The organism is Aeromonas sp. S11(2024) (assembly GCF_041402345.1).
GTDB lineage: Bacteria > Pseudomonadota > Gammaproteobacteria > Enterobacterales > Aeromonadaceae > Aeromonas > Aeromonas veronii.
The window spans coordinates 65222-77709 of record NZ_JBGLRC010000005.1; the positions used below are offsets into that span (position 1 = coordinate 65222).

The following is a 12488-nucleotide window of genomic DNA, read 5'->3' on the forward strand; positions in this document are numbered from 1 at the left end:
CCGGATCAGTGAAGGAGAACTCATGAAACTGACAAAACGTGCCGAGCAGCCCCAGGCGGGCGAGCAGGGCAATGAGGCCATTCGCGGTCAGGGGCTGACCCGTCGCGCCTTTATGGTCAATTCCGGTCTGGTGGCCGGTGGCGCAGTGGCCGCCGGTTGGCTGGCGCCAGCCATGATGCAGCGGGCCGAGGCCAAAACCGTGGCGGCCGAGGTGCCGGTCGAGGTGAAGCGCACCATCTGCTCCCACTGCTCGGTGGGCTGCGGCGTCTATGCCGAGGTACAAAACGGCGTCTGGACCGGTCAGGAGCCAGCGTTTGATCACCCCTTCAACCTTGGCGGTCACTGCGCCAAGGGGGCGGCCCTGCGCGAGCACGGCCACGGTGAGCGTCGCCTCAAGTACCCGATGAAGCTGGTGGGCGGCAAGTGGCAGCGCATCAGCTGGGATCAGGCCATCGAAGAGGTGGGCAACGAGGTGCTACGCCTGCGCAAGGAGTCCGGCCCCGACAGCGTCTACTGGCTCGGCTCGGCCAAGCACTCCAACGAGCAGGCCTACCTGTTTCGCAAGATGGCGTCCCTGTGGGGCACCAACAACGTGGATCATCAGGCGCGGATCTGCCACTCCACCACGGTCGCAGGTGTAGCCAACACCTGGGGCTACGGCGCCATGACCAACAGCCTGAACGACATGCACAACAGCAAGTCGATCATGTTTATCGGCTCCAACCCCGCGGAGGCCCACCCGGTCGCCATGCAGCACATCCTGCTGGCGAAAGAGCGCAACGGCTGCAAGATCCTGGTGGTTGACCCGCGCCGCACCCGCACCGCTGCCAAGGCAGACATGTACCTCTCATTGCGTCCGGGCACCGACGTCGCCTTTATCTGGGGCATGCTCTGGCACATCTTCAAGAACGGCTGGGAAGACAAGGAGTTCATCCGCACCCGCGTCTACGGCATGGACGAGGTGCAAAAAGAGGTGGCGCGCTGGACTCCGGCGGAAGTTGAGCGGGTGACCGGCCTCAACGAACAGCAGGTCTATGGCGCCGCCAAGCTGCTGGCCGATAACCGTCCCGGCTGCGTGGTCTGGTGCATGGGGGGGACCCAGCACACCACCGGCAATAACAACACCCGCGCTTACTGCATCCTCGAACTGGCCCTCGGTAACGTGGGCAAGAGCGGGGCGGGCACCAACATCTTCCGTGGTCACGACAACGTGCAAGGTGCCACCGACTTTGGCGTCACCTCCGATTCCTTGCCCGGTTACTACGGGCTGGAAGAGGGCTCCTGGAAGCACTGGGCCCGGGTGTGGGATGTGGATTACGAGTGGATCAAGGCGCGCTTTGACAACAAGGCCTACAACGGCAAGCTGCCGATGAACAACAACGGCATTCCGGTCTCCCGCTGGGTGGACGGGGTGCTGGAGAACGCCGATCTGATCGAGCAGGGCTCCAACATCCGCGCCATGTTCTACTGGGGCCATGCGGTCAACTCCCAGACTCGCGGCCCCGAGATGAAGAAGGCGATGCAAAAGCTCGACATGATGGTGATTGTCGACCCGTACCCCACCGTCGCCTCGGTGATGAACGATCGCACCGACGGCGTCTACCTGCTGCCGGCCACCACCCAGTTCGAGACCTATGGTTCCGTGACCGCCACCAACCGCTCCATGCAGTGGCGCGACAAGGTGATAGAACCCCTGTTCGAATCCAAGGTCGACCACGAGATCATGTATCTGCTGAGCAAGAAGCTCGGCTTTGCCGACCAGTTGTTCAAGCACATCAAGGTAGAGAACAACCAGCCACTGTTGGAAGACATCACCCGCGAATATAACCGCGGCATGTGGAGTGTGGGCTACACCGGCCAGAGCCCGGAGCGGCTCAAGGCGCACCAGCAGAACTGGCACACCTTCCACAAGACCAACCTCAAGGCCGAGGGCGGCCCGGTCAGTGGCGAAGTGTACGGTCTGCCCTGGCCCTGCTGGGGCACCCCTGAGATGAAGCACCCCGGCAGCCATATCCTCTACGACACCAGTATTCCGGTGTCGGAAGGGGGTGGCGGTTTCCGCGCCCGCTTCGGCATCGAGTATCAGGGCGTCTCGCTGCTCGCCGAAGACTCCTGGCCGAAAGGGAGCGAGGTGGAAGACGGTTATCCCGAGATCACTGCCGACCTGATGAAGCAGCTCGGCTGGTGGGATGAGCTGACCGAGGCCGAGAAGAAAGAGGCCGAGGGCAAGAACTGGAAGACCGATCTCTCCGGCGGCATCCAGCGGGTCGCCATCAAGCACGGCTTTGTGCCGTATGGCAACGCCAAGGCGCGCTGCGTGGTGTGGACCTTCCCGGATCAGGTGCCCAAGCACCGCGAGCCGCTCTACACCCCGCGCCGGGATCTGCTGGCCGACTACGCCACCTGGCCTGATTCGAAAAGCCTGTGGCGCCTGCCGACCCAGTACGCCTCGGTGCAGGAGAAGGATGTCAGCAAGGAGTTCCCCATCATCCTCACCTCCGGCCGTCTGGTGGAGTACGAAGGGGGCGGTGATGAGACCCGCTCCAACCCTTGGCTGGCCGAGTTGCAGCAGGAGATGTTCGTCGAGATGAACCCGGCGGATGCCAACGACGTCGGCGTGCGCGACGGTCAGGATGTGTGGGTCGAGGGGCCGGAAGGGGGCCGGGTCAAGGTGAAGGCGTTGGTGACCCCGCGGGTCAAGCCGGGGCTCGCCTTTATGCCGTTCCACTTCGGCGGCCACTTCGAGGGCAAGGATCTGCGATCCAAATATCCGGAAGGGTCTGACCCCTATGTGCTGGGGGAGTCGGTCAACATAGTCACCACCTATGGTTATGACCCGGTCACCCAGATGCAGGAGACCAAGGTCACCCTGTGCCGTTTTCGCAAAGTAGGAGCCTGATCCCATGGCCAGAATGAAATTCATGTGTGACACCAAGCGCTGCATCGAGTGCAACGGCTGTGTGACGGCGTGCAAGAACGAGAACGACGATGCCCTCGAGTGGGGCATCCAGCGCCGTCGGGTGGTGACCCTCAACGACGGCCTGCCGGGGGAGACCTCCATCTCGGTCGCCTGCATGCACTGCACCGACGCCCCCTGCATGGCGGTCTGCCCGGCCGACTGCTTCTATCACACCGACGACGGCATCGTGCTGCACAACAAGGATCTCTGTATCGGTTGCGGCTACTGCCTGTTTGCCTGCCCGTTCGGGGCGCCCCAGTTCCCGAAGACCGCCGCCTTCGGCGATCGGGGCAAGATGGACAAGTGCACCTTCTGTGCCGGCGGCCCGGAAGAGGATCACAGCGAGGCTGAGCGTCAGAAGTACGGTGCCAACCGCATCGCCGAGGGCAAGCTGCCGATGTGTGCCGAGCTCTGCTCCACCAAGGCACTGCTGGCAGGGGATGCGCAGGTGATCTCCGATATCTTCCGCGAGCGGGTTGCCTATCGCGGTGCCAAGGATGCGGCTTGGGGTAATGGCGATGAGCTGTTTCACGATGCCAGCAAGCTGAACAAGCAGGGAGGGGCGGCATGAAAACCTGGCTAATGGCCCTGTTTGCTGCCCTGCTGCTGGTGAGTACCGCAAGTTTCGCCGATGCCGAGAAAGAGGCGGTCGGCTTTGCCGGCGCCGATTACTGGCGGGCGGTGAAGGATGGGCAGGAGGGGGTGACCACCTCCCGCTCGCCGGAGCACGGGGTACTTATCTCGGTGCCGGGCCAGCTCTGGTTTGAGGTGAAGACCAAGTGGGTGTCGCCGCTCGGTGCCATCGCCATCTTCGGATCGCTCGCCATGTGTGGCCTGATGTACCTGGTGGTGGGGCAGACCAAGCTCTCCAAACCGCGCACCGGGCGCAAGCTCAAGCGCTGGAGCAGGCTGGATCGGGCGCTGCACTGGACCACGGCGGCCATGTTTCTGACCCTGTCCGGGTCGGGGCTGGCCATCATCTACGGCAAGTACTTCATCAAGCCGGTGGTGAGCCTCGGGGTGTGGGAGAACTGGATCTGGTTTGCCAAGGTGTTCCACAACTACGTGGGGCCGCTCTTCTTCCTCTGCCTGATGGGGGTGCTCATCAAGTGGTTCCGCCACAACATCGTCAACATGGTGGATGTGCAGTGGTTCATGAAGTTTGGCGGCATGCTCGGCAAGCACAAGGGAAGTCACCCCTCGGCGGGCTTCTCCAACGGTGGCGAGAAGGCGATCTTCTGGTTGCTGATCTGGTTTGGCGGCATTGTGGTGGCGACCGGGTTGTTCCTCGACTTCCCCATCTTCGGCCAGCTGCGCCGCCAGATGGAGTGGGCCAGCTTTATCCATATCGTCGGCGCCTTGATCCTTATCTGCGGCTTTATCTTCCATATCTACATGGGCCTGTTCCAGCTGGAAGGGGCGCTGGAGGGGATGGTGACCGGCGAGGTGGACGAGACCTGGGCCAAGGAGCACCACGACCTCTGGTATGAAGAGGTGAAGCACACCCTCGATGAGCCCAAGGCGGGCAAATCAAGCTGATGGTCGACAAAGAGTAAAGAGAAGGGGCGCTGCGGCGCCCCTTTTGATGGCGGGTCGATCGTGATGGCAAATTGATTGAGCGATGCCGCGAACGGCGATGGTTTTTTGGGCCACCTTGAGCAACAGTAACAGGGGTTCCATTCACACAAGGGATGACAAATGATGAGAAAAACATGGCTGGCAGCGGTATGTGCATCTGCGCTCTTCGGTGGTATTGCGGGCGTGGCGCAGGCGGCTGACGGGATCAAGACCCAGCAGGTACAGTTCAAAAAAGGGGAGTCAGGGGCAACCATCAACGGCACCATTCAGGGTAGCCAGACCCTCGATTACAAGCTGACGGCCAACAAGGGCCAGAGCATGGTGGTGATCCTGACCGGCAAGCCCTACTTCAATATTCTGCCGCCGGGCAGCAAGGGGGAGGCGATGTTTATCGGCTCTACGGAAGGGAACAACTTTGAGGCAACCCTGCCCGCCAAGGGCACTTATACCATTCGGGTCTACCAGATGGGGGCGGCCGAGAGCAGCAAGGCCAAGACGCCGTTCAAGCTGGAGGTGGGCATCAGCGGCTAATGCCAGCCGCTGACAAGCATCACAGAGGTGGCGGCCACAAAGGGCCGCCACCGTTGTTTTATCCCCTCTGTTTTTGCCTCGCCAAGGTTAATAGCCCCCCCGGGCCAGCCGTTCGAAGTAGCGCTGATAACGTCCGCTGGCGATGGCCTGCTGCAACTGCTGATTGAACTGATCCCGCAGTTTGGCTGAATCCGGCATCTTGCGCGGGAACATCACGAAGCTGTCGTTGCGCAGAAAAGGGGTCTGACTGTGGGTGATGAGTGCCGCGCTGGCGGGGTCGAGCTGGCTCTGCAACTCGGCCAGACCGACTCGCAGCTCTTGTGGATAGAGGTCGATCCGCCCACGCAGCAGCTTGCCGAAATTCTGCTTCACGTCGGTGACTTTCTGTTGGGTTACCTTGCCATCGGCCACCATCTTGTCCAGCTCGGGCCCGTAGCTATAGGCGATATCGCCCCCCAACCGCATGCCGATGATCTGCTCAAGGCGCTCGGCTTGCAGCTGCCGTGATTTGAGGGAGAAGAAGACAAACTGCTCCTGCAGCACCGCTTCGCTGAACAGAAAATCCTGCTCCCGCTCCGTTTTGTGCATCCAGACGGCGGTGGCATCGTAGAGTTGGCTGTTGGCCGCCAGCGAATAGACCCGACCCCAGGGGGCGAAGTGGAACTTCACCTCATAGCCCGCCTCCTTGAACAGATCGCTGATGAGGTGGGCCACTGGCCCGTGCTGTTTTGACTGCTCGGAGACGAAAGGGGGCCATTCACCCACGATGATGTTGAGTATCCGGCCCGGTGCGGCGAGAGCCGACTGGCAGGTCAGAAACAACCACAGAGCAAGCAGCGGGATCAGGCGCATGGCTGAAAGAAGGGGGCACAGGCTGGCAGAGGTGAGGGCATCAGATCACTCCCGGCTGTGATGCGGTGAAAGGGGCTGGGTTGCCCGCAATGCTAACATGAGTCTCATTCCTTGCCGTGGATATTTGTCTCGCCGGGGTCGCCGGGCGCCTATTTTGGCCGCAGGGTATGCCCAAGCTCACAAAACCGATCGAGTAAACGTCATATGATTGATTTCATTATGAGTCTTGCTCTCCTGCCGAACGGCAATTTCACGTAAATCAAAGAGAATGACTATGGCTACCGGACAATATCTGCTGTGGAAAGATGCACAGGGACAGGATTTTCGCCCCGTTGCACTGACCGGCACTGATCTGCTTAACAATCGATACCTCAACAAGGGCACAGCCTTTACCGAACAGGAGCGGGCCGATTTTGATCTCGATGGTTTGCTGCCGCCTCAGGTGCAAACTTTTGAAGCCCAGCTCGAGCGAGTGTATGAGGGGTTCAAGAGCGCTTGCAGCGATATCGAGAAGTACCAGAACCTGCGTGCTCTGCAGGATCGCAACGAAACCCTGTTTTATGCCCTGTTGTCACGCCATGTGGAGGAGATGACTCCCTATATCTATACCCCGACCGTGGGCAAGGCGTGTCAGGAGTTCAGCCACCGCTTCCAGAAGCCGCGCGGCCTCTACATCACCCCGGACAACGTGGATGACATGGGCAGTCAGGCCCGTCACTTCGATGCCAAATCGATCCGCATCATAGTCGTCACCGACAGCCAGGGCATTCTGGGGATCGGCGACCAGGGTGTTGGCGGCATGGGCATCCCCATCGGCAAGCTGGCGCTCTATACCCTGGGTGCCGGTATTCACCCCGCCTGCTGCATGCCCATCGCGCTGGATGTGGGCACCGACAATCAGAAACTGCTCGATGACCCCATGTATCTGGGCCGCCCCCACAAGCGTATTCGCGGCAAGGAGTATGAAGAGTTCATCGACAAGTTCGTGCAGGGGGTCAAGCGCCACTTCCCCAATGCGGTGCTGCAGTGGGAAGACTTCAGCAAATCCAACGCCTTCAACAATCTGGCCCGCTACCAGCAGGCACTGCCGTCATTCAACGATGATATTCAGGGCACCGGTGCCGTGGTGCTGGCCGGTATCATAGGCGCGGTCAAGGTCAAGGGGGAGACCCTGGGCCAGCAGAACTATCTGGTGTATGGCGCTGGCGCCGGCGGGGTTGGTGTCGCGGATCAGATCTGCGCGGGGATGATCCGCGAGGGGATGGATCCGCAGGCGGCCCGCGATCGCATCTACATTCTGGATACCCAGGGGCTGGTGTGCGACAACCGGGACGGGCTTGATGAGTACAAGCGTCGCTACGCCAAACCGGGGCTGCTGCTGGCCGGTTGGGACACCGAGGTGCCCGGCAAGGCTAATCTGGCCGATGTGCTGCGTCATGTGCCCATTACCGTGCTGCTGGGTACCAGTGGCTCGGGCGGTGCCTTCCAGGAAGAACACATCCAGCTGATGCTGCAGCATTGCGAGCGCCCCATGGTGTTCCCGCTCTCCAACCCGACCGCCAACTGTGAAGCACTGCCGGAAGATATCTACCGCTGGAGCAAGGGCAAAGCCATTGTCGCGACTGGCAGCCCGTTCAAGGATGTGAGCTACGAGGGGCAGGAGTTCCGAGTCGGGCAGGGCAATAACGTCTTTATCTTCCCCGGTGTAGGTCTGGCGGCCATCGTCAGCCAGCTCCGCGAGATCACACCCGATGTCTTCACTACAGCCGCCTTTGCGCTGGCCGAGTGCGTGAGTGAGGTGGACCTGGCGAAAGGGGCCGTCTATCCCCGCATTCGCGAGCTGCGCAGCATCTCGGTGCATGTGGCGACCGCCGTGCTCAAGGATATCGTGCGCCGGGATCCCTCCCACCCGCTGATCGGTCAGGATCTACAGCAGCATATCCTCAACCACATGTGGGAGCCGGTTTACCTGCCCTATCGTCGGGTATAACCGCATATTCACCGCTCGGATAACGGGTCGGTAAAGATGACAAGGGGGTAGCACTGCTACCCCCTTTCGTTTACCCCGTGGCATTCACTAAGTTCGCAATGGCCGCCAGCGCCCTTGCTGATTGCGACAGGCGGTATCCTGCCACTGCTGGCTCGCCTTGCCGATATAGAGTTGCTCGCGATAGTCGCGGCACCACTCCCCGCTGGTATGGCGGAAGGTGCGTAGCGGGGTGACGCTACCCGAGTGACGGTTGGCTGGATTGAACCAGGTGAGGCTCTGCCCTTTGGTGCGGGTTTCCAGCGCCTTGGCAAGGGCCTGATTGGCCAGTTGAACATCTGCCTTATCCATCTGATGGTAAAGCGGCGGAGTGTCGACCGTGGCGCAGCCAGCGAGGCCGAGTAGGAGGAGTGTTAGCAGATATCGCATTATGGTTGCCCCTGTTGGCGAAAACCGTTGTTGAGCAGCGCCCGCTCCTGCTCATCGGTAAGCACTTGCTGGCGATCATCGACCGTGCCATCACCTCTTAGTTTGTTGCCGTTGGCATCGACAGCATCCACACCGTTGTCATCGACCGTGCCATCGCCCCTGAGCTTGTTGCCATTGGCATCGACGGCATCTACGCCGTTGTCATCGACTGTACCATCGCCTCTGAGCTTGTTGCCATTGGCATCGACGGCATCTACGCCGTTGTCATCGACTGTACCATCGCCTCTGAGCTTGTTGCCATTGGCATCGACGGCATCCACGCCGTTGTCATCGACCGTGCCATCGCCTCTGAGCTTGTTGCCATTGGCATCGACGGCATCCACGCCGTTGTCATCGACTGTGCCATCGCCTCTGAGCTTGTTGCCATTGGCATCGACGGCATCCACGCCGTTGTCATCAACGCCATTGCCAAACCCGCGGCCACCCCCATGGCGTTCTCCCCCTGCATGTTTTTCTCCACCAGCATGCTGCTCTCCGCCAGCATGCTCGCCTTGGCCGCCACTGTCATCGCTGCCCCCATCGCTGTCGCTGCCCCCATCGCTGTTGCTGCCTCCGCCGTTGTCGCTGCCGCCGCTGTTGCTGCCTCCACCGCCGCTGTTGCCACCACCACTGCTGCTGCCCCCACTGCCACCATCGCCATCTTTGTTGTGAACGATCAGCTCATTGGCGATGTAGCTGTGGCTGCCATCGAGCAGCAGATTGAAGAGTGCGGTAGTGGGAGGCGCCTCGATCCAGCAGAGTGACTCAACCAGCAGTAATTCCGGCTGGGGTTGCAGGGCCAGATTGCCCGTCACCATGACAGGTGCCGGGCGACACATTATCTGCATGCCGGTAAATAGCGGCAGCACCGCCAGTTGCGGGTTTTCGGTTCGTGTCATGGCCGGTGAGATGGCTGCCCAGCCCCGAGTGGTCAGCAGAGGGTGCTCTGCGGTAAAGAACGGGGGCAGATCATTGATCCCGTAGAGTCTGCGCTTGCCCAGTATGACCCGTTCGATCACCAGGATCCGGTTACTGCCGCCGTGCTGATCCAGCACCCGTTCACCGACCCGGAGCGTCTCTATGGGGCGGGTGGAGCCATCGGCCATCGTGATGCGAGTGCCAGCGATAAAGCAGGACTTGGCATAGGCCTGATTCATTTGCCACTCATTGTGGGCGAAATCATAACTGAACGGGTTTGCAAACAGGGCGAGAGCGATGGCCGAGCCGATCAGCAATCTGCGCTGGCTGGCCTTGAATGGGGGCTGTGACATGGGGACTCCTTGTCCATCTTGATTCACAGGATCCATTATAGAGCGCCCCTTGGTGGCGGCATTTTTGACCATGAACACAATAAACATGATGGAAAAACGATTGGCGTTCGTCACAATAATGCGTAAAATCGCATACTCGATGCTTGTAGCAACGAATCCCGCCTAAAAAGCCAGTTTCATGCCCTTCCCAAGCAGTAAAAGGTAACAAGTGACGCATTTGTGTTCATTTTGTGCCTTGAAAAAGTCTTGTGATGACTGAAAAGTGATAAATATCCCCATCAGTTATCAAAAAATTAAGGACATCCATGTTTTCCTTAGTCAAGCAAAGTGTCGCCGGGCTGCAAATCCTGTTTGTCGCCTTCGGTGCCATGGTTCTGGTGCCCCTGCTCACCGGATTGAACCCCTCCATGGCCCTGCTTGGCGCCGGTGTGGGCACCCTGTTGTTCCAGCTCTGCACCCGCCGCCAGGTCCCGATTTTCCTCGGTTCCAGCTTTGCCTTCATCGCCCCCATCATCTACGCCACCCAGACCTGGGGATTGCCATCCACCATGTTTGGCCTGTTTGCCGCCGGTTTCATGTATTTCATTCTGGCTGCGCTGATCCGGGCAAAAGGGATGGGTTTTGTGCACAAATTGCTGCCCCCGGTGGTGATTGGCCCGGTGATCATGGTCATCGGTCTTTCTGTGGCGCAGGTTGCCTGCAACATGGCGATGGGCCGTGCCGGTAGTGAGCAGGTGGTACCTGCGGGGACTGCGCTGACGCTGGCCGGTATCTCGCTGGCGGTCACCCTGATTGCAGCTGTGTTCTGCAAGGGGTGGATCAAGCTGATCCCCATCCTGTGCGGCGTGATTGCCGGTTATGTCTCGGCGGTGTTCATGGGCCAGGTGAGTTTCGATGGCATGGTGAACGCCCCCTGGCTGGCGCTGCCCCACTTCGAAACCCCGGAGATCAACTGGGCTGCTGCGTTGTTCATGTTGCCGGTAGCCATCGCCCCCTGTATCGAGCATATCGGTGGCGTGTTGGCGATTGGTGGCGTAACTGGCAAGGATTACACCAAGGATCCGGGTTTGCACCGTACGCTGGCCGGTGACGGCATCGGCGTCTGCTTCGCCGGTTTCATCGGTGGCCCACCCGTGACCACCTACGCCGAAGTGACCGGTGCCGTGATGATCACTCGCAACTTCAATCCGGTCACCATGACCTGGGCAGCCGTGTTTGCCATCATTCTGGCCTTCTTCGGCAAGTTCAATGCGCTGCTCACCTCCATCCCGATGCCGGTGATGGGCGGTATCATGCTGCTGCTGTTCGGATCCATCGCTGCCATCGGTCTCAAGACGCTGGTGGAATCCAAGGTGGATCTGGGACTGTCACGCAATATCGCCATCGTCGCCGTGACTCTGACCGTCGGTGTCGGTGCGCTGGAGATGAAGATTGGCGACTTCGCGCTGGCCGGCGTTGGCCTGGCCTCTGTTGCCGCCATCCTGCTCAACCTGATCCTGCCTGCGCACTCCGAAGAGGGTGTGATGGACGCGGCCAAGGACTGAGTTCCACCAGACGTTCATCGTTGATTTGGAGAAGGCCACCTCGCGGTGGCCTTCTGTTTTTCGGGTATCTCGCGCCACTTTGTGGCTCGGCGGAGCTCATCTGGAATCTAATTTGGAAGCAGATGAGGGGGTTAGCATTCTCATTTGACGTATCTCTTTTCGTGACCTTAGCTAAAGGGCAGGTTTGGCTCTGAGGTCTCCTCGAGCAGTATGGGAAAATGGATGTTGGCGTTTTCTATCATTTCTCTCCCAGACCCCTGTCATAAAACGATGCGCTTTTTCTTTGCCACGGCGCTGTTCTATGGCAGAGGCTTATCCGCCCCACTCCGCACTCCCCTTATGCTGCCTTGGCATTTTTCCACCTCGATTTGTTGTGAGCCTCCCTCGCCGGTTGCGTTTCGTTGCGCACAGGCAAAATCCGGATCTGTTTGCTGCTGCACATGGGTGGGCGGCGAGCCGTGAAAGCCGGCATGACCCCAGCGGGTCAGACGTGCACCGCCATCGGTAACGGCGGATGTTCAGGGATGAATGGCAAGCAAAGCGAGGTTGCAATGAACTATCAACTGCTGTGGAAAAGTGCAATTTTTTCAGTCTCTTCCATGATGGCGATAAGCGCTGTTCAGGCTGCGCCACTGAACGTGATGACCGAGGATTACCCGCCATTCAACATGCAGGGGGAGGGGGGCAAGATTGTCGGGCTGTCGACCGAGGTGGTCGAAGAACTGTTCAAGCGTGCCGGGGTCGAATACAAGCTGACCCTGATGCCCTGGAAACGGGCGTACGAAGATACCCTCGGTACTCCCAATACCGCCCTCTACTCCACGACCCGCACTCCGGAGCGGGAAGCACTGTTCAAGTGGGTAGGGCCGCTGGTCAATAACAACTGGGTGTTTTTCTCCAGTTCGACCGCCAATATCACGGTCAAGTCGCTGGAAGATGCCAAGCAGTATTCGGTGGGTGGCTATAACGGCGATGCGGCCGCCGAGTATCTCAAAGCCCAGGGATTTGCCAAGTTGCAGCTGGCGGCCAACGACACCGCCAACGTGAAGAAACTGGAGGCGGGCCGCATCGATCTCTGGGCTACCGGCCAGTATCTGGCCCCCTATCTGGCCAGCAAGGAGAAGGTGGCCTCACCCAAGCCGGTCTTCGTGTTCAAGGAAACCCAGATGAGCTTGGCGTTTAACAAGGACACGCCCGATGAGCTCATCACCAAGCTCAACGAGATCCTCGCTGCCATGAAGGCGGATGGCACCATCGACAAGATCAATGCCAAGTACCAGTAACAGTACCAATAGCAA

At 59.8% G+C, this 12488-nt stretch carries 10 protein-coding genes; 7 read left to right on the top strand and 3 right to left on the bottom strand.

Annotated elements, in window-relative coordinates:
- Positions 1 to 22: 22 nt before the first annotated feature.
- The 4 genes from ACB040_RS06335 (at position 23) to ACB040_RS06350 (ending at position 5068) form a co-directional block, all read left to right on the top strand.
- Positions 23 to 2899, top strand: coding sequence for a formate dehydrogenase subunit alpha (locus tag ACB040_RS06335; RefSeq protein WP_042082515.1), 2877 nt, complete (start codon positions 23 to 25; stop codon positions 2897 to 2899).
- 4 nt (positions 2900 to 2903) lie between these two features.
- The gene (gene fdh3B / locus ACB040_RS06340; RefSeq protein ID WP_005334799.1) at positions 2904 to 3530 is read left to right on the top strand and encodes a formate dehydrogenase FDH3 subunit beta; all 627 of its coding nucleotides are present in this window, start codon (positions 2904 to 2906) and stop codon (positions 3528 to 3530) included.
- Positions 3527 to 4498, top strand: coding sequence for a formate dehydrogenase subunit gamma (locus ACB040_RS06345; RefSeq protein ID WP_005334792.1), 972 nt, complete (start codon positions 3527 to 3529; stop codon positions 4496 to 4498). Before fdh3B ends, ACB040_RS06345 begins: the two co-directional genes overlap by 4 nt.
- 159 nt (positions 4499 to 4657) lie before the next feature.
- Entirely contained in the window at positions 4658 to 5068 is a 411-nt protein-coding gene (locus ACB040_RS06350) for a DNA breaking-rejoining protein (RefSeq protein ID WP_234920528.1), read from the top strand.
- An 87-nt stretch (positions 5069 to 5155) separates the two neighbouring features.
- Here ACB040_RS06350 and ACB040_RS06355 read toward each other — a convergent pair whose 3' ends face one another.
- Entirely contained in the window at positions 5156 to 5920 is a 765-nt protein-coding gene (locus ACB040_RS06355; RefSeq protein WP_371153658.1) for a substrate-binding periplasmic protein, read from the bottom strand.
- Between the two features lie 274 nt (positions 5921 to 6194).
- Here ACB040_RS06355 and ACB040_RS06360 point away from each other — a divergent pair, with 274 nt between their 5' ends.
- Positions 6195 to 7910 carry an NAD-dependent malic enzyme gene (locus ACB040_RS06360; RefSeq protein WP_075114855.1) on the top strand — a complete coding sequence of 572 codons (1716 nt, stop codon included), beginning with the start codon at positions 6195 to 6197 and terminating at the stop codon, positions 7908 to 7910.
- Positions 7911 to 7997: 87 nt separating this feature from the next.
- Here ACB040_RS06360 and ACB040_RS06365 read toward each other — a convergent pair whose 3' ends face one another.
- Positions 7998 to 8339: an RT0821/Lpp0805 family surface protein gene (locus tag ACB040_RS06365; RefSeq protein WP_040065365.1), complete on the bottom strand. Its 342-nt coding sequence runs from the start codon at positions 8337 to 8339 to the stop codon at positions 7998 to 8000.
- Complete coding sequence (locus ACB040_RS06370) at positions 8336 to 9646, bottom strand: hypothetical protein (protein WP_371164848.1); 1311 nt, start codon at positions 9644 to 9646, stop codon at positions 8336 to 8338. The genes ACB040_RS06365 and ACB040_RS06370 overlap by 4 nt, the downstream gene beginning before the upstream one ends.
- A 305-nt stretch (positions 9647 to 9951) precedes the next feature.
- On the opposite strand from ACB040_RS06370, the gene ACB040_RS06375 reads away from it, so the two are divergent.
- Together ACB040_RS06375 and ACB040_RS06380 are read left to right on the top strand one after the other, a co-directional pair.
- Entirely contained in the window at positions 9952 to 11190 is a 1239-nt protein-coding gene (locus tag ACB040_RS06375; protein WP_005334784.1) for a uracil-xanthine permease family protein, read from the top strand.
- A 551-nt stretch (positions 11191 to 11741) separates the two neighbouring features.
- On the top strand, positions 11742 to 12473 hold the full coding sequence (locus ACB040_RS06380; RefSeq protein WP_005334783.1) for an ABC transporter substrate-binding protein: 732 nt from the start codon (positions 11742 to 11744) through the stop codon (positions 12471 to 12473).
- Positions 12474 to 12488: the final 15 nt, after the last annotated feature.

Excerpts from the sequence above, each read along its gene's own strand:
- ACB040_RS06375 (WP_005334784.1), top strand. The coding sequence starts at position 9,952 with ATGTTTTCCTTAGTCAAGCAAAGTGTCGCCGGGCTGCAAATCCTGTTT.
- ACB040_RS06345 (WP_005334792.1), top strand. The coding sequence starts at position 3,527 with ATGAAAACCTGGCTAATGGCCCTGTTTGCTGCCCTGCTGCTGGTGAGT.
- ACB040_RS06355 (WP_371153658.1), bottom strand. The coding sequence starts at position 5,920 with ATGCGCCTGATCCCGCTGCTTGCTCTGTGGTTGTTTCTGACCTGCCAG.
- ACB040_RS06380 (WP_005334783.1), top strand. The coding sequence starts at position 11,742 with ATGAACTATCAACTGCTGTGGAAAAGTGCAATTTTTTCAGTCTCTTCC.
- ACB040_RS06370 (WP_371164848.1), bottom strand. The coding sequence starts at position 9,646 with ATGTCACAGCCCCCATTCAAGGCCAGCCAGCGCAGATTGCTGATCGGC.
- ACB040_RS06350 (WP_234920528.1), top strand. The coding sequence starts at position 4,658 with ATGATGAGAAAAACATGGCTGGCAGCGGTATGTGCATCTGCGCTCTTC.
- ACB040_RS06335 (WP_042082515.1), top strand. The coding sequence starts at position 23 with ATGAAACTGACAAAACGTGCCGAGCAGCCCCAGGCGGGCGAGCAGGGC.
- fdh3B (WP_005334799.1), top strand. The coding sequence starts at position 2,904 with ATGGCCAGAATGAAATTCATGTGTGACACCAAGCGCTGCATCGAGTGC.
- ACB040_RS06360 (WP_075114855.1), top strand. The coding sequence starts at position 6,195 with ATGGCTACCGGACAATATCTGCTGTGGAAAGATGCACAGGGACAGGAT.